This is a genomic window from Sphingomonas sp. BL-S-30 (assembly GCF_055521475.1).
This window is the reverse complement of record NZ_CM145481.1, coordinates 1,183,456-1,199,607: the sequence shown is the minus strand read 5'-3', so window position 1 is coordinate 1,199,607 and position 16,152 is coordinate 1,183,456. Positions and strand designations below refer to the sequence as shown.

The following is a 16,152-nucleotide window of genomic DNA, read 5'->3' as shown; positions in this document are numbered from 1 at the left end:
GGCGACGGAAAACATGGGGCGAGCCCCCGTTGCGGCGCCCGTTTAGAAAAGGGGTCGGCTTGAGTCAACCTTAACCGGGCGTTGCCCGACGGTGACATTGCGGTGCCTTTGACGGGCAGGTTCCGGCCGCCATTCCGGGGCCTTGCGCGGAGCCGAATCACGCTCACCGGATCGGCCGCTTCTCCAGCTTGCGCGCCAGCGTCCGCCGATGCATGCCGAGCCGGCGCGCGGTCTCCGAGATGTTGAACCCGGTCTCGGCGAGCATCTCGTTGATCCGTTCCCATTCGAGCGTCTTGATCGAGGTCGGCCGGTTGGTGAGCGGCGCCTCCGCGTCCCCATCCCCCCTGGCGAACGCCGCCTCGATATCGTCGGTGTTCGACGGCTTCACCAGATAATGGCAGGCGCCCAGCTTGATCGCCTCCACCGCGGTCGCGATGCTGGCGAAGCCGGTCAGCACGACGATCAGCATCGCCGGATCGTGCGCGTGCAGCCGGGCGACACAGGGCAGGCCCGATGCGGTGCCGAGCTTGAGGTCGACCACCGCATAGCCCGGACGTTCGGTCTCGAGCAGTGCGTCGAGCTCGGTGGGGCTGGTCGCGACGCTGACATGGTAGCCGCGCCGCTCGAAGGATCGCTGCAGGGTGCGGGCGAAGGTGGCGTCGTCCTCCACGATGACGAGGGTGCGGGCCTGGTCCATCTAGCCTCCTGCAGGTGCCGACGAGATCATCGGAAGAACGAGCCGCACTTCCGCCCCACCCGCGATGTTACGCGCCTCCAGCCGGCCACCGAGGCGGCGCGCGACATTGGCGGCGAGGAACAGGCCGAGCCCGTGCCCTGCCCCCTTGGTCGACTGGTAGAGCTTACCCAATGTGGCCAGATCCCGAGGCGCGAAGCCGGGGCCGTGATCGCGCACCACGATCGCGAGCATGTCGCCCTCCACCTCGGCTTCGAGCACCACGCCACGGGACGATGCCTCGGCCGCATTGTCGAGCAGGTTCCATACTGCCTGGCGCAGCGCAGGCTCGACCACGATCACGGCGCCGCCGGCCGTGGCTGGATCGCACACAAAGGGAACCTCGGCATGGATCTCGGCCCAGGCATCGCCCACGCGGGCGATGAAGGCGCCTGCCGCCATGCTCTCCAGCGGCTCGCTGCGTGGCTGGCCGGCGGAATGGAGGATATCCGAGACGATCGACTTGCAGCGCTGCACCTCGGCCTGCATCTCGGCGACTTCCGCGGCGAGCGCCGGGCTGCGCGCGATCGCCGGCATACGGCGCCAGTCGGCCAGGATGACCGACAGCGAGCCAAGCGGCGTCCCCAGTTCATGCGCGGCGCCCGACGCGAACAGGCCCATGCGCACGATGCCCTCCTCTTCCGCGGCGCGGTGGCGCAGATCGGCGAGATAGGCCTCGCGCGCCCGGAGGTTCCGGCTGATCCGGGTGATCAGCTGCACGAGCAGTGCGGCGACGAGCACGAAGCTGATCCAGCGGCCGATCGCGAACAGATCGGCGCTTTCGGCGATCAGCCCGCCGGGGAGCGCCAGCGGCACGAAGCGCAGGGTCAGCAGCCCGTAGCTCAGGCCGGTGGCCACGACGAGGATCGCCGCCAGCATGGGCGTCAGCAGGATCGCGCCAAGCACTACCTGGAGCAGATAGAGCGAGATGAAGGGATTGGCCGCGCCCCCGCTGAGATAGAGCTGGAAGGTGAGCGTGCCCATGTCGAGCAGCAGCGCCAGCATGATCTCGATGTCGCGCACGCGGTGCCGCCGCAGCGCGACCGAGGCGACGAGATTCGCCAGCCCGAGCGCCAGCGCAGCACCGAGCATCCAGCCGAGCGGGAGCGCCACGCCGAAGCCGAAATGCACGACCAGGATGGTCACGGTCTGGCCCGCCACCGCGATCCAGCGCAGCTGAGTGAGCTGGCGCATATTGTCCGCGGTGGCGTTCTCGGGCGAGGTGCCGCCGGGCACGGCGGACCGGCCGACCATCAGGGCGAGGAGCGGCGTGTCCATCACGCGGCCTCACGCCCGCGCAACAGAAGGCGGATCGCGGCGATGCACAGCCCGGCCAGGGCGAACCAGGTCAGCGCATAGACGAGATGGCTGTTGCGGAACCGGACGACGGTCAACCCGCCAACGGGATAGCCGCCGGGATTGAGGGCGGCATCTGCATCGATGAAGAAGGGCGCGACTGGCCCGAGGTGCCGCGCCCCGGCGATCGCCGCCACGTCACGCGAATACCAGCGGTTTCCCGCCGGATCGTTGCTGCGCAGGAAAGCGCCGCGCGGCTCGGTCATGCGCAGCAGGCCGGTGACGGTCACCGGCCCCTGCACCTGCCCGGCGGCGCGACGGGACGGATGGCGCACGCTCTCCGGGACGAACCCGCGATTGACCAGCACGATGCCCTGCGCCGTACGCAAGGGTGTGAGCACCCAGAAGCCGGCGCCGCGTTCGGTCACTGCCTGCACCAGCGCCTCGGCGCCGTGGTCGAAGACGCCGCGCGCGCGGACATGGCGATAGGCATCGGTCCCCTCGGCCACCCTGCCCCATTCGCCCGGCAGTGGCAGGCCCGCGGGCGGCGCGTGGACGCGCGCCTCGACGCGCGCGATCAGGTCGAGCTTCCAGCTGCGCCGCTCGATCTGCCATATGCCGAGGGCCGCGAAACCGATCGCCCCGAACAGGGCGAGACCGAGGAGGAGCAGGCGGCTCAGGGCTGGTTGCTCATCTCCGGCCCGTTCATCGGCATCATGTTCGCGTTGAGATGATGCATGATCCACAGCGACCCGCTGATGCAGATGAGGATCAGCACGGCCGTGAAGATATAGGCCATCAGGGTCCAGCCGCCCTCGACGCGCGGATTGACGTGGAGGAAGCAGACGGTGTGCACCAGGATCTGCGCGAAGGCGGCGACGATGATCACCGCCGCGGTCGCCTGGGGATTGCCGAGCGCGCCGGTCATCACCAGCCAGAAGGGCAAGGCCGTCAGCACCACCGACAGCAGGAAGCCGACCAGATAGGCACGGCGCGAACCGTGCGCGTGGGAAGCGTCAGCACTCATTGCACGGCCCCGAGCAGATAGACGAAGGTGAAGACGCCGATCCAGACGACGTCGAGGAAGTGCCAGAACATGCTGAGGCACATCAGCCGCTTCTGGTTTTCCGGATGCAGGCCGCGCTGGCCGAGCTGGAACAGCATCACGCCGATCCACAGGATGCCGAAGCTGACATGCAGGCCGTGAGTCGAGACCAGGGTGAAGAAGGCCGACAGGAAGGCGCTGCGTTGCGGCGTGGCGCCCTCGGCGATCAGATTGCCGAACTCGTAGAGCTCGACGCCGACAAAGGACGCGCCGAGCAGCGCGGTGACGATCAGCCACAGCCGGGTGCCGCCGAGCTTGCCCTGCTGCATCGCGATCATCGCGAAGCCATAGGTGATCGACGAGACGAGCAGGATCGCAGTGTTGAGCGCGACCAGCGGCAGCTCGAACAGCTCGCGCTGAGTCGGTCCGCCGGCATAGCTGGTGCTCAGCACGCCATAGGTCGCGAACAGCGTCGCGAAGATGAGCGCGTCGCTCATCAGGTAGATCCAGAAACCCAGCAGCGTGCTGCCCGCGGCAGGCTCATGGCCATGGTCACCGTCATGGCCGTGGCCGTCTTCCTCGATCAGGTAGAAGGTCGGGGTGCGGCCATCGGCATCGGCAAGCGTCGTCGTGCTCATGATCAGGCTCCCGCCGCGAGCAGCGCGGTGCGCTCGCCCTCGGTTTGCGCGACCTCATCGGCGGGGATGTAATAATCGCGGTTGTAGTTGAAGGTATGGCCGATCGCGACGACGAACAGGCCGACCAGGCTGACCGCGGCCAGCCACCAGATATACCACACCATCGCAAAGCCGAGCACGAGCGCCAAGCCGGACAGGATGACCCCGGCCCCGGTGTTGCGCGGCATGTGGATCGGGCGGAAACCACTCACCGGGCGCTCCGCGCCGCGTTCCTTCATGTCGTACCAGGCGTCGAGATCGTGCGCGATCGGGGTGAAGGCGTAATTATAGGCCGGCGGCGGCGACGAGGTCGACCATTCCAGGGTGCGGCCGTCCCAGGGATCGCCCGTGAAGTCGCGCAGCTTGTCGCGGTTCTTGATGCTCACCGCGATCTGGATGACGAAGGCGAGGATGCCGATCAGGATGATGACCGCGCCGATCGCGGCGATGACGAACCAGATCTGCAGGCTCGCATCATCGAAGTGGCGCACGCGGCGCGTCGTGCCCATCAGGCCGACGATGTAGATCGGCGTCCACGCGACCCAATAGCCGATCACCCAGCCCCAGAAGGTCACCTTGCCCCAGAAGCGGTCGAGCCGGAACCCGAAGGCCTTGGGAAACCAATATTCCATGCCGGCGAACAGGCCGAACACCACGCCGCCGATGATGACGTTGTGGAAGTGCGCGACCAGGAACAACGAGTTGTGCAGCACGAAGTCGGCGGGCGGCACGGCGAGCAGCACGCCGGTCATGCCGCCGACCACGAAGGTCAGCATGAAGGCGACCACCCACATCATCGGCAGCTCGAAGCGGATCCGGCCGCGATACATGGTGAAGAGCCAGTTGAAGATCTTCGCGCCCGTCGGGATCGAGATCACCATGGTGGCGATGCCGAAGAAGCTGTTGACGCTGGCGCCCGAGCCCATGGTGAAGAAGTGGTGGAGCCACACCAGATAGCTCAGGATGGTGATCACCACCGTGGCATAGACCATCGACGAATAGCCGAAGAGGCGCTTGCCGGTGAAGGTCGAGGTGATTTCGGAATAGATGCCGAACACCGGCAGGACCAGGACGTACACCTCGGGGTGGCCCCAGATCCACACCAGGTTCCAGTACATCATCGGGTTGCCGCCGAGATCGTTGGTGAAGAAATTGGTGCCGGCATAGCGATCGAGCATCAGCAGCGCGAAGGCGCCGGTCAGCACCGGGAAGATCGCGATGGCGAGCACGTTGCTGCACAGAGCGGTCCAGCAGAACACCGGCATCTTCATCATCGTCATGCCCGGCGCGCGCATCTTGATGATCGTGGTGACCATGTTGATCGCGGACAGAGTCGTGCCGACGCCCGCTATCTGCAATGCCCAGAGATAATAATCCGGCCCCGTATCGGGACTGTTCTGCAGGTTGGTCACGGGCACGTAATTGAGCCAGCCGCCGCGCGAGAATTCGCCGACGAACAGCGAGACCATGACGAGCAGCGCGCCCGCGACGGTGAGCCAGAAGCTGAGATTGTTGAGGAAGGGAAAGGACACGTCGCGTGCGCCGATCTGGAGCGGCATGACGAAATTGACCAGGCCGACGATCAGCGGGATCGCCACGAAGAAGATCATGATCGTCCCGTGCGCGGAGAAGATCTGGTCGTAATGATGCGCGGGCAAATAGCCCTGGTTCGCACCGAAGGCGACGGCCTGCTGCGCGCGCATCATCAGTGCATCGGCGAAGCCGCGCAGCAGCATGATGATGCCGAGGATCATGTACATGACCCCGATCTTCTTGTGGTCGACGCTGGTCAGCCATTCGCGCCACAGCCAGCCCCACAGGCGGTATTTCGTCACCGCCGCCAGGATGCCGACGCCGATCAGAACGACGGCGATGAAGGTCACGAGCAGGATCGGCTCGTGGAGCGGGAAGGATTCGAGGGTGAGGCGGCCAAAGATCGTGCGCGCCAGGCTTTCGGTGAACATTTAACGCTCCTGGTGCGAATGCGGGGCGGGGCTGGCCTGCGCGCCGGGCGGCGGGGTGAGGCTCTCGCCGCTGCCCTTCTCGCCGTCCTGCTTGAACAGCGCGCCTTCGGCCTTGCCCTGGTCAGTGCGCGGCGCGGCGTGGCCGCCCTTTCCGGCAAGCCGCATCATGTCGCTCATGCACGGCGTGCCCGGCTTGACGCAGCGATTGTAGATGCGGTCGAACAAAGTCGCGTCGACGCCACCGAAATAGAGTGGCGGCACCTTTTCGCTCGGGCGCTCCAGCAAAAGAAAGCTGCTGGTGTCGAGCGTGCGGCCGCTCGCCTTGACCCGCGCGACCCAGGCGTCGAACCTGCCCTTGTCGACGCCGTAGAGCTTGAAGCGCATGTCGGAAAAGCCGGCGCCGCTGTAATTGGCGGACATGCCCTCATAGCTGCCCGGCTTGTTGAGCACCGCGTGGAGCGTGCTGCGCATGCCCGGCATGGTGTAGATCATGCCGGCCAGCGTCGGCGCGTAGAAGGTGTTCATCATGTTGGTCGACGTCATGTCGAACCGCACCTGGCGATCGACCGGCAGCGCCAGCTCGTTGACCGTCGCGATGCCCTGTTCCGGATAGATGAACAGCCATTTCCAGTCGAGCGAGACGACCTGGATGACCAGCGGCTTTTCCTTCGGATCGACCGGCCTGCCCACCGTCACCCGGTCGAGCGGCCGGAACGGATCGAGCAGGTGCGTGCTCCACCAGGTCAGCGCGCCGAGGCAGATGATGATGAGCAGCGGCGCCGACCAGATGACCAGTTCCAGCGAGGTTGAATGGTCGAAATGCGGATCATAAGTCGCGTCCTTGTTGGACGCGCGGTAGCGCCAGGCGAACACGATGATCAGCGCGATCACGGGAATGATGATGACCAGCATCAGCGCCGTCGAGATATAGATGATGTCGCGCTGCTGCAGGGCGATGTCGCCCGCAGGGTTGAGCACGGCGCGGTCGCAGGCCGAAACCAGCGCGACGAGCGGCATCAGGATGAGCGTTGGCACGAGTCGTCGACTCGCCGGCGTTGGGTGTTCGCGCATGGTCATCGCCTATCCCGACAGGTCTGGATGCCGACATTGGACATTTTGTCCGATACCCTCGCGAGCTTTTTATCGTGCAAGGCGTGTTGTAAAGTGGAATCCTGCCATCAGGCTGTGGAGCGAAGCGCCATGACTGCACCGATCGCTGCGTCGACCTCGACGCCCCTCGAGCGCGACGCGCGCCTGATCACGGCACGCGAACGCAAGATCGCGCCCGGCGAGATCGCGATCGGCGTGATCGTCGGCCGCACCAGCGAGTTCTTCGACTTCTTCGTCTATGCCATCGCTTCGGTCCTGGTGTTCCCCTCGCTGGTCTTCCCCTTTGTCGATGCGCTGACCGGCACGATGTATTCCTTCGCGCTGTTCGCGCTGGCGTTCATCGCCCGGCCGATCGGCTCGCTGATCTTCATGGCGATCGACCGCAACTACGGTCGCGGGGTGAAGCTGACGATCGCGCTGTTCCTGCTCGGCGGCTCGACCATGTCGATCGCCTTCCTGCCCAGCTATAATGACGTCGGCATCGTCGCGGTCTGGCTGCTCGCGCTGTTCCGGCTCGGCCAGGGCGCGGCACTGGGTGGCGCGTGGGATGGGCTGCCGTCCCTGCTGTCGCTCAACGCGCCCCGGGATCGCCGCGGCTGGTATGCGATGATCCCGCAGCTAGGCGCGCCGCTCGGCCTGATCGTCGCGGCCGGCCTGTTCGCCTTTTTCCTCGCGACCCTGACCACCGCCGACTTTCTGAGCTGGGGCTGGCGTTATCCCTTCTTCGTCGCCTTCGCGATCAACGTGGTCGCGCTGTTCGCCCGCCTGCGCATCGTCGCCACGCCGGACTTCGAGCATCTGTTCGAGAGCCGCGAACTGCAGCCCGCGCCGATCGGCGAGACGCTGCGCGAGGAAGGCCGCACCGTCCTGCTAGGCGCCTTCGCGCCGCTGGCGAGCTTCGCGCTGTTCCACCTGGTGACGGTGTTCCCCCTGTCCTGGGTCGTGCTCTACACCGGCGAGGGCACGGTTCGCTTCCTGCTGATCGAGATGATCGGCGCGGGCGTCGGCGTGTTGTCGATGCTCGCCTCGGGCATCATCGCCGACCGGGTGGGGCGCCGCGCGGTGCTGGGCGTCTCCGCGGTGCTGATCGGCGCCTATAGCGGCTTCGCCCCGCAACTGCTCAACGCGGGCGGCTTTGGCGAGACGCTGTACATGCTGGGCGGGTTCGTGCTGCTCGGCCTTGCCTTCGGCCAGTCCTCGGGCGTGGTAAACGGCAGCTTCTCGCGCGAGCGCCGCTATACCGGCGCGGCGCTCACCGCCAATCTCGCCTGGCTGATCGGCGCCGGCTTCGCGCCGCTGGTCGCGCTGACCCTGGCGAGCCGGTTCGGCCTGTGGTCAGTGGGCGTGTACCTGCTGTCCGGCGCGGTCTGCACGCTGGCCGCGCTCGGCATCAACAAGGAATGGGCGCGTCCGGGAGACTGATCGGCGACGCCGGAGATCAGACGCAGCGGGAATCGCGTTCCGGCGGGCCGGCGCCGCGGGTCGCCCAGATACCGCCCGGCGTCTTGTACTTCTCGCCCGGCGCGGTCTTCAGGATCAGGTTGCAGCCGCTGACGAACGCCATCTGCTCCACCGTCGCGCCCGACGCGGCGCTCTCGGTATATTTCGCCTTGCGCTGGATGTTGATGCTGTTGACCAGAGTGCGCAGATCCGGGGTGCCGGCACCGACGATGCCGAGATAGCCGTCGGGCTGCTCACCCACCTGGCCGGCCGCGCGCGCCGCCTGATAGGCGGGGTCGCGCTGCGCATAGGCCGCCGTGGCAAGGCCCGCGACCCCAACGGCCGCCGCGATCGTCATCAGCTTCATCATCTTCTTCATCAGAAAATTCCCGGATTCTGCTGGATCAACGCCTTCGCCTCGCCGTCGAGCCGATAGACGACTTCCTGAGTCACGTTGATGTTGAGGTTGATCTCGATCGGCTTGTCCGGCGCGGTCACGTTGACGCAACCGGTGGTTGCGGCGGTGGCGCCCAGGGCCATGATCGAAAGCATTCTCTTCATCCCGTACCTCGTCGGTCTCCACTCTCGTTTCGTCAATCCTGTTTCGGTCATGGCAGTTTCTCGCTTTCGGCAGGCTGAATGGGCTGGATCGCGGGCGGAGTTTCCTCGGGCGGCTTGCCGCGCTTGCGCTGCTCCTCGAGCAGGGCGGGCAGGTTGCGCTGCACCAGGCGTTTCGGGTCGTAGAAGGACGCGGTCGCATCGATCAGGCCGCGAAAGGGTGCCTTGATCCGCACGTTGAAGATGAACGGCAGCTTCTGCAGCCGGTCGAGGATGAAGTTGCGCTTCGCCCCTTCGCCCTGGCCGACGCCTTCGAAGCGCACCTCAGTGATCATCTCGCCCGCGAGCGGACCGTTCATCACCAGCTCGAGGCTGCGATAGCGCAGCGATTTGAGCGCCTGGAAGGCGAGATTGCCCCAGAAACCGACATCCTTCTGGCTGACCTCGCCGACATAAGCGATCGTGCCGCCGCCGGGGCGCACCGTCAGCCGGCCATGCTCTATCCGCCCACCCTGTTCGTCGAAGACCATCGGCAAGGTGCCGTCGAACACGCCGGTCGCGTTGAGGTTCTTGAAATCGAACTGCTGGAGGAACTGGCCGGCATCCATGCCGGTGACGGTGAAGGTCATGCGGCGCTCGATGCTCTGGCCGAAATCGAGCATGGTCGGCTCGAGCACCAGCGACCCGCCGGCAAAGGGCCAGCGCCCTTCCTCGATCTGGACTCGCGTGCCGGCGAGCAGCCGGTAGCGGATGGTGCCGTCATTGACCGCGATGCCGGGATTGATCGTCTTGATCGTCGCGATCTGGCCCGGCGCGCTCTCCAGGTTGAGCAGATCGGTGAAGCGGATCTCGCCGGCGATGCTGGTGACCGGTCCCACGGCGGCGGCGAGATCGGTGCCGGGGGTGCGGAACACGCCGTCACTCGTCACCCCGGCCTGGTTCCAGCGAATATGGCCTTCGCCCGAGACGGTGCCGACCACATTCTGGATCACGCCCTTGGTCAGCGACGTCAGCTGTTCGGGCCGAAACGCCTCGCCAAAGGTGATACCGGGGACGGTCAGGTCGGCATGGCCGCTGCCGTTCGACAGATCATGCTCGATCGCGACGCCGCTGACGAAGACCTGTTTTTCGGGCGTGCTCAGCCGACCGGTGGCGGTGATCCGGTTGTCGGCGAGACGGAGCGCCACGTCGCTGCCGGCGAGCGGCTCGAAGCGCGGCTGCGGATCGGCATCGGCAACCTTGAGCGTACCGCCGGTCAGGTCGAGCACGCCCTTGGCGAAGGTCCAGCGCCCCTGCGCTTCCGACATCAGCAGCGGCACATTGGCGATGCGCCCCGAACCGCCCTCGATCGTGCCGGCCATGGTGCCCCCGGACAAGCCGCCCTCGACTCGCGCGAAGGAGAGTTGGGTGACGCGGTCGGGCGCGCCGATCCGGACATCGACATGGCGAAGATCGGCGCGGGTATCGTGCAGCCGGAGCAGGAGGCTGGCGGCGGACAGCGTAAGCGGCGAACTGCCGATCGCGCCCGACAAGCGCAGCGCGCCGGACTGGACACCGCCGCCGATGCGACCGCCGTCGAGACGCAACATTGCGCCGTCGACCGGGCATAAAGTCGCGGATGTCTGCCCCAGCCTGAAACTCGACAGGGCAAGCGCACCGACCGACAGCGGCGCGCAGGTGCGATTGATCTGGAGCCGGTCGCGCCCGTCCCACAGGCCGTTCACCGGCAGGACGAGATTGTCGATGCGCCCGTCGGCGAGCGGCCCCGACAGAGTGACGCGCGTCGCGATACGGGTCGTGCCGCTTGGCGTCGCGGCGAAGCTGACCGGCGTCAGCGCGAGGCGGGCATTGCCGGCAGCATAGGGCTGCATGGTCGCGGTGCCGCTCACTGGCCCGCCCGCCACCGCCTGCGCGACGCGGATCGTGGCGGTCGGGAGGTTCCCGCCGCCCAGATCGACCGAGCCGTCGAACCGTACGCCCCCACCCGGCCAGGCATAGCCAATGCCTTCTCCACCGGCGATCGTCGCCCAGGCGCCGGAGGCGCTTGCGAGCTGGAGACGCGAGACCCTGGCCTGGCCGCGTCCGCCGTCGAGCGAAACGGCGATATCGGCATCGAGATCGGCGGACTGCGCCGCGGCCACCGCGGCGTCGACTGCCTTGTGGACCAGCGGCCCCACCGGCGTGCCCGCGCCCTTGTCGCGATAGGTGGCCAGCCGGGCCCGCATCAGCTTGCCCAGCAGGGCATGGCGGGCACCGGCCTTGCCCTCGAACGCGATGCCCGCCGTGCCGAACCGGTAGGTCCCGGTGAGCGTGGTCGAATCGGCGGCAATACCCCGAGACGCGGCAATGCCCGACACAAGGTCGAGCTTGCCGGCCGTGCCGTCCGCCTTGCCGGCGAAATCGATCGTGCCGGTGAGGGTGTGGAGCTCGGCGGACGGATGGCGAATCTTCGCCACAGAGAGCTTCGCGTCCCCGCGCCAGCCGTCCAGCGCCTGCTCCAGCGTCACCGAGATGTCGGCGCCGGCATCGCTCAGCACGGCACCCGCGCAATCGAGCTTCCCGGCATGGACCGGCCCGCGCAAGGTCGGGCGCGCCGAGGCGATACGCACCGCCAGCACCGCCGTCGCGGGGCCGCTGACGCAGCCGCCGAGATCGAGCCGTTCGGTGATGGCCGCGACCTGACCGGCAAAACCGTCATTCAGCTTGCCCTGCCCGCTCAGCTTGATGCCGATCACGCCCTGCGGCGCGACCAGCCTGATCCGTGCATCCTGCACATCGGCAAAGAGCGCGGGCAGCGCGAAAGGCTTGCCCGAAGGCGCTGGCATCAGCTTGTCGAGCGCGCCGAGCGACAGCTTGCCGTCGATCAGCCGCGCGTTCATCCGGACATGGCCCGCACGGATCGCGGTGACGGTGGCGCCGGACAGGCCGACGCTGGTGCGCAGCTCGATCCAGTCAGCGACGAGATCGGGATGCGCCGGATCCCCGATCGATACGTTGGTCAGGCGCTGGCGGTTGAGGCCGAGATCGGCGATCTTGTAGCGCGCAGGCACGCCATAGCCCGTGAGCGCCTTGTCGATATAGCTCGAGGCGATCGGCTTGCGCTGATTCCAGAGCGCGATCAGCCCGCCGAGCAGGACCAGCGCCACGACAAGCACGACCCGGCGCACCCGCCGCCAGCGGGGCTTATCCTCGATCGCTTCGTCCAGACTCAGCTCGCCACTCCCGGTTGCGGCACAAGGGCACGCGCTCTTCAGCATAGGGCACGCCCAGGCACGTGCAATTGCGCGTGGCCACCCGGTCTCCAATTCCCGAACCCCGATGAGCGTTCCCGAAAGGGAAAATGGCAGCCGTGCCCGACCGTATCCTACCCCCGACGGCGCTACCGGTGTCCGCTCGAAACGACCCTGTAGACGGCGGAGCGGCCGTCCGACCAGACCGGTGCCAGATCGGCGGCCTGAACCCGTCCGACCGGAAAGCCGATCGTCCAGACATAGCCAAACGTCCCTCGATCGAAATCGCGGATCGCACGACCCAGGCCAGGGCTCCCCGGCACCGTCGGCGGATAGACGAGCTGAGACGGATCCCGATCATAAGGGGCCGCGGCCGGGTGCAGGGGACGGACAAGTTGTTGCCCCGCCAGCGACCATTGTTCGTTGGTGAAGACGCGTCGGCGCGCAATCGCGATCCCGGCAATATGGCTCAGTCGCGGATTGTTCCAATTGTCCGCCGCCGGCTCGTCGACCAGCACCAGCACCGCCGCCCCTTCCGGAAACAACGGCACCGCGCGCAACGCCTCTTCCTGGCGCTGGGCGAAAAGATCGAGCGCGATCGTCGAGGTGGCGGTCCTCACCAGAAAGAAGGCCGCCGCCGCGAGCGCCAGCCGGCCCGCAAGCCGGTCTGCCCTTGGGCCTATCCTGATCGCGAGGACGGCCACCGCCACGGTGGCGGGCAGCACGCGCATATCGACGCAGGATGCCCCTGCATAGAAAGCGGGCAACAGAATGAAGGCGACTCCGCCAAGCAGGGCGGGCGCCGCCAACACCGGCGAGAAGGACAGAGCGCGCGAGCGAAGGGCAAGCGCCAGGAGAAGATAAAGCAAACCGGCGCCGAGAATATCGTAGAGCTGCCACCGTTCGCGAAGCAGCGACATTGCCCAGAACAGCTTCAACGGCCAATCGAACCAGTCGCCGGTCGCCCCGGTCAGCCGGTTTTCGCCAGCCGCGACCGTCAACAGCACAGGCAGCGCCATCGGAACACACATCAACGCCGCATGGGAACCGGCACGCCATGGGTTGAGGCCCGCGCGCCGTCGCAACGCCCATTCCGCCCCGAACACGAACAAGCCCAGCATTGCCCAACCAAAGGAATGGCTGACCCAGACCAGCGCGGAAATAGGCACGAACAGGACCAGCCGCGTCCAAGGCCGCGCCCTGTGCGCCAGCCTGATCCAGAGGGCGAGACCAGCCAGCGCCAGCGCTGAAGCGAGCGAGAAGTTCACAAAGCCCGACTGGAACGGAAAGGCATAAGCGAGCGGGAACGCAAAGGCAGCCGTCGGCGGCGGCCTGCCATGTACCTCCCGCGCAAGCCACAGCATCGCGGCGACCGTCAGCATCGGGATGGTCAGCACGACCAGCTTCGTCGCTGGCTCAAGCCCCATGACGGGGGCCAAAGCGAGCACTATTCCGTCCACACCGAGATTGCCGACCAGGGCCCAATGAACCGCATAATGCTGCGCAAGCGGCAATGACCCAGCCTCCGCCATGATCCGGAAACGACCGATATGGCCGGGCAGATCGGTCAAAGGCGGGATGGCCGGCATCAGCAACGGCAATGCCGTGAGCAGAATAGCGAAGGTCGCCGCTGTGCGACTCTCCCACCAGCGCCGGTCCCGGTCGGTAAGCTGCGTCGGAGAATCTTCCGATACGGAACGCCGATCAATCGCGAGGTTCATTCCACGGACCTGAACCGACCGGCATCAAATACTCGCTTCATGGGATTTTCGCTCGCAGGCCGTGCAGGACGCAGGAACCACGGTTGCAGCCCGACTATAAGGGAACACGTAACAGGCGTCGCGGGATGCGCAATTGCGCGTGCCCATCGCTGCCCCTAGTCTCGGACAAAGGATGAGCGTTCCCGACAATGACAATAGCGGCCACCGTGCCCGCCTGCGCCAGCGGCTGAGCGAGGGCGGATCGGACGCGCTGCTCGATCATGAGCTGATCGAATATCTGCTCGCGCTGGCTATTCCGAGACGCGACACCAAGCCGCTGGCCAAGGCCTTGCTCGCCGAATTCGGCGGGATGGGCGGGCTGCTGACGGCCGACCATGAAGCGCTCGGGCGCGTGAAGGGCATGGGCGAAACGTCGGTCGCGGCGGTCAAGGTAGCGCATGCCATCGCGCTTCGCCTGCTGCGCGCCGAGGTGGCGGCGCGGCCGGTGCTGTCCAACTGGCAGGCGCTGCTCGATTATCTTCGCGCCGACATGGCCCACCATATCCATGAGCGGGTGCGGGTGCTTCACCTCAACACCAGGAACATGCTGATCCGCGACGAGCTGATGAGCGAGGGGTCGATCGACGAAGCGGCGGTCTATGTCCGCGAAGTGATCAAGCGGGCGATGGACCTGGGATCGGCGGCGCTTATCCTGGTCCACAACCATCCAAGCGGCGATCCTACGCCGAGCCGGGCCGATATCGAGATCACGCGCAACATGGTGGAGGGCGGGAAGCGCATGGGCATTACCGTGCACGACCATATCATCATGGGCACGAGCGGTCATTCCAGCCTGCGGGCGCTGGGGTTGATGTAGGGCGAAGGGACAAAGTCGACCGGCGTCACCCCCTCACTCCCGTCACCCCGGGCTTGTCCCCGGGGTCCATCGTTCCGGAAAACGCAACGCCGGGTGCGTACGAGGAAACATGGATGCCGGAACAAGTCCGGCATGACGGTGGAACGGGTCGCTCTCTGCTTCCCTCTCAGCTTTTGAGGAACGCCAAGGGGCGGTCGATTGACGTCGCGATTCCTGCCCGGATAGCCTTGCCTGTCTGAAATCATGGGCCACATGCCATGCGCCGTCGCGATCTCCTGAAAGCGCTCGGCGCTGTCGCCCTTGCGCCGCTGTTCGGGACGCTCGACGCCCTTGCGGCGCCTGCACGCGGGCTGGTGAAGATCACCGCGATCAAGGCGATGCGGCTGAAGGAGGGGCAGACCCTCATCAGGATCGAGACCGATGCCGGGATCAGCGGCTATGGCGAGTGCGGCGCGGACGGGCCGACGGCGCGGTCAGTGATCGCGGCCTATAATGGCGGGGGCCGCCTTCCGCATCTCGGGCTGATCGGCAAGGACCCGCTGGCCATCCAGGTCCATTTCCACAACATGTTCTATGCCTATGAGCAGCGCGGTCGGGCGATCCGCGTGCTGAGCGGCATCGACATGGCCTTGTGGGACCTGGCGGGCAAGATCCTGAACCAGCCCGTATCGAAGCTGCTCGGTGGCAATTTCCGCGAGGAGATCGATCTTTATTCGCACTGCCCGGGCGGCAATTATCTCGACAAGGCAGAATGGCGCGACCGGGTGCAGCAACTCGCGGCCGACCCATGGGGGTTCCAGGCGTACAAGGTCGACACGCATCACGTGCTCGGCGTGCCGATGCAGCAATATACGCCGTCGCTGGGCCCGCAGGATTTCCGCAGGATGGAGCGCGCCTATGCGTTGGCGCGCGAGGCGTTCGGCGACGACATCGACATCCTGGTCCATTGCCATTGCGAGTTCGACGTGCCGAGCGCCATCGGCATCGCGCGGGCGGTGGAGCCGATCCGTCCGCTCTATTTCGAGGATCCGCTCGCCCCGGCCTGGTCGGAAGGGTGGAACGCGCTGCGCCGCGCGACCAAGGTGCCGATCATGACCGGCGAGAATATGGAGCTGGCGGAATTTGCCGTGCCGTTCCTGGAGAATCAGGCCGTCGACATCTTCCAGCCCGACATCATCAATTCGGGCGGCATCACCGGTACGAGGATGATCGCGGAGATGGCGGCGCGCTACCGCATCCCGGTCGCGCTGCACAATGTCAGCGGGCTGCTGCTCAACATGGCGTCGCAGCAATTGGCAGCGGCCTTGTTCAACTGCCCGCGGATCGAATGCTCGCGCCGCGCGGTCGATTTCAAATGGGCGAAGGCGAACCCGCTGGTCATTAAGGGCGGGCACATGGCGGTGTCGCACGAGCCTGGGCTCGGGCTCGATATGGACGAGGCGTATCTGCGCGCGAACCTTGCGCCGGGCGAGCCGTGGTGGGGATGATCGGCCGAAACGGCGAACGGCCGCCGGGCCCGAAG

14 protein-coding genes are annotated in these 16,152 nt (G+C 66.5%); 3 read left to right on the top strand and 11 right to left on the bottom strand.

The features are described 5' to 3' along the window. Positions 1–163 precede the first annotated feature (163 nt). From ACZ1I5_RS05520 to cyoA, 7 genes are read right to left on the bottom strand one after another with little or no spacing between them, the layout of a single operon-like run. On the bottom strand, positions 164–697 hold the full coding sequence (locus ACZ1I5_RS05520; protein ID WP_465172726.1) for a response regulator transcription factor: 534 nt from the start codon (positions 695–697) through the stop codon (positions 164–166). Further along, positions 698–2,011: an ATP-binding protein gene (locus ACZ1I5_RS05515; RefSeq protein ID WP_465172725.1), complete on the bottom strand. Its 1,314-nt coding sequence runs from the start codon at positions 2,009–2,011 to the stop codon at positions 698–700. It lies immediately after the preceding gene. After that, positions 2,011–2,709, bottom strand: a complete 699-nt coding sequence (locus tag ACZ1I5_RS05510; protein ID WP_465173899.1) for an SURF1 family protein — start codon at positions 2,707–2,709, stop codon at positions 2,011–2,013. Before ACZ1I5_RS05510 ends, ACZ1I5_RS05515 begins: the two co-directional genes overlap by 1 nt. Continuing rightward, on the bottom strand, positions 2,706–3,056 hold the full coding sequence (gene cyoD / locus ACZ1I5_RS05505) for a cytochrome o ubiquinol oxidase subunit IV (protein ID WP_465172724.1): 351 nt from the start codon (positions 3,054–3,056) through the stop codon (positions 2,706–2,708). The genes ACZ1I5_RS05510 and cyoD overlap by 4 nt, the downstream gene beginning before the upstream one ends. Beyond that, the gene (gene cyoC / locus ACZ1I5_RS05500; RefSeq protein WP_465172723.1) at positions 3,053–3,712 is read right to left on the bottom strand and encodes a cytochrome o ubiquinol oxidase subunit III; all 660 of its coding nucleotides are present in this window, start codon (positions 3,710–3,712) and stop codon (positions 3,053–3,055) included. The genes cyoD and cyoC overlap by 4 nt, the downstream gene beginning before the upstream one ends. Positions 3,713–3,714: 2 nt before the next feature. Next, complete coding sequence (cyoB, locus tag ACZ1I5_RS05495) at positions 3,715–5,715, bottom strand: cytochrome o ubiquinol oxidase subunit I (RefSeq protein WP_465172722.1); 2,001 nt, start codon at positions 5,713–5,715, stop codon at positions 3,715–3,717. Continuing rightward, positions 5,716–6,732 carry a ubiquinol oxidase subunit II gene (gene cyoA / locus ACZ1I5_RS05490; protein WP_465173898.1) on the bottom strand — a complete coding sequence of 339 codons (1,017 nt, stop codon included), beginning with the start codon at positions 6,730–6,732 and terminating at the stop codon, positions 5,716–5,718. It abuts the gene before it with no gap. 183 nt (positions 6,733–6,915) lie between these two features. On the opposite strand from cyoA, the gene ACZ1I5_RS05485 reads away from it, so the two are divergent. Continuing rightward, positions 6,916–8,247 carry an MFS transporter gene (locus ACZ1I5_RS05485; RefSeq protein ID WP_465172721.1) on the top strand — a complete coding sequence of 444 codons (1,332 nt, stop codon included), beginning with the start codon at positions 6,916–6,918 and terminating at the stop codon, positions 8,245–8,247. A 16-nt stretch (positions 8,248–8,263) separates the two neighbouring features. On the opposite strand, the gene ACZ1I5_RS05480 is transcribed toward ACZ1I5_RS05485, so the two are convergent. The 4 genes from ACZ1I5_RS05480 to ACZ1I5_RS05465 form a co-directional block, all read right to left on the bottom strand. Continuing rightward, positions 8,264–8,635, bottom strand: coding sequence for a YdbL family probable chaperone protein (locus ACZ1I5_RS05480; protein ID WP_465173897.1), 372 nt, complete (start codon positions 8,633–8,635; stop codon positions 8,264–8,266). A gap of 8 nt (positions 8,636–8,643) precedes the next feature. Continuing rightward, positions 8,644–8,826 (bottom strand): YnbE family lipoprotein, encoded by a 183-nt coding sequence (locus tag ACZ1I5_RS05475; protein WP_465172720.1) that lies wholly within the window; start codon positions 8,824–8,826, stop codon positions 8,644–8,646. A 47-nt stretch (positions 8,827–8,873) separates the two neighbouring features. After that, positions 8,874–12,080: an intermembrane phospholipid transport YdbH family protein gene (locus ACZ1I5_RS05470; RefSeq protein WP_465172719.1), complete on the bottom strand. Its 3,207-nt coding sequence runs from the start codon at positions 12,078–12,080 to the stop codon at positions 8,874–8,876. A 122-nt stretch (positions 12,081–12,202) separates the two neighbouring features. Then, positions 12,203–13,774, bottom strand: a complete 1,572-nt coding sequence (locus tag ACZ1I5_RS05465) for a hypothetical protein (protein ID WP_465172718.1) — start codon at positions 13,772–13,774, stop codon at positions 12,203–12,205. A 172-nt stretch (positions 13,775–13,946) separates the two neighbouring features. On the opposite strand from ACZ1I5_RS05465, the gene radC reads away from it, so the two are divergent. Further along, the gene (gene radC / locus ACZ1I5_RS05460) at positions 13,947–14,630 is read left to right on the top strand and encodes a RadC family protein (protein WP_465172717.1); all 684 of its coding nucleotides are present in this window, start codon (positions 13,947–13,949) and stop codon (positions 14,628–14,630) included. Between the two features lie 257 nt (positions 14,631–14,887). After that, a complete protein-coding gene (locus tag ACZ1I5_RS05455; protein WP_465172716.1) occupies positions 14,888–16,117 on the top strand; it encodes a mandelate racemase/muconate lactonizing enzyme family protein in 1,230 nt (409 codons plus the stop codon). Positions 16,118–16,152 lie beyond the last annotated feature (35 nt).

What these genes read in the sequence shown, in the direction of transcription:
- ACZ1I5_RS05520 (WP_465172726.1), bottom strand. Translation starts at nt 697, where the DNA reads ATGGACCAGGCCCGCACCCTCGTCATCGTGGAGGACGACGCCACCTTC.
- ACZ1I5_RS05515 (WP_465172725.1), bottom strand. Translation starts at nt 2,011, where the DNA reads ATGGACACGCCGCTCCTCGCCCTGATGGTCGGCCGGTCCGCCGTGCCC.
- cyoD (WP_465172724.1), bottom strand. Translation starts at nt 3,056, where the DNA reads ATGAGTGCTGACGCTTCCCACGCGCACGGTTCGCGCCGTGCCTATCTG.
- cyoC (WP_465172723.1), bottom strand. Translation starts at nt 3,712, where the DNA reads ATGAGCACGACGACGCTTGCCGATGCCGATGGCCGCACCCCGACCTTC.
- cyoB (WP_465172722.1), bottom strand. Translation starts at nt 5,715, where the DNA reads ATGTTCACCGAAAGCCTGGCGCGCACGATCTTTGGCCGCCTCACCCTC.
- cyoA (WP_465173898.1), bottom strand. Translation starts at nt 6,732, where the DNA reads ATGCCGCTCGTCGCGCTGGTTTCGGCCTGCGACCGCGCCGTGCTCAAC.
- ACZ1I5_RS05485 (WP_465172721.1), top strand. Translation starts at nt 6,916, where the DNA reads ATGACTGCACCGATCGCTGCGTCGACCTCGACGCCCCTCGAGCGCGAC.
- ACZ1I5_RS05480 (WP_465173897.1), bottom strand. Translation starts at nt 8,635, where the DNA reads ATGATGAAGCTGATGACGATCGCGGCGGCCGTTGGGGTCGCGGGCCTT.
- ACZ1I5_RS05475 (WP_465172720.1), bottom strand. Translation starts at nt 8,826, where the DNA reads ATGAAGAGAATGCTTTCGATCATGGCCCTGGGCGCCACCGCCGCAACC.
- ACZ1I5_RS05470 (WP_465172719.1), bottom strand. Translation starts at nt 12,080, where the DNA reads ATGCTGAAGAGCGCGTGCCCTTGTGCCGCAACCGGGAGTGGCGAGCTG.
- ACZ1I5_RS05465 (WP_465172718.1), bottom strand. Translation starts at nt 13,774, where the DNA reads ATGAACCTCGCGATTGATCGGCGTTCCGTATCGGAAGATTCTCCGACG.
- radC (WP_465172717.1), top strand. Translation starts at nt 13,947, where the DNA reads ATGAGCGTTCCCGACAATGACAATAGCGGCCACCGTGCCCGCCTGCGC.
- ACZ1I5_RS05455 (WP_465172716.1), top strand. Translation starts at nt 14,888, where the DNA reads ATGCGCCGTCGCGATCTCCTGAAAGCGCTCGGCGCTGTCGCCCTTGCG.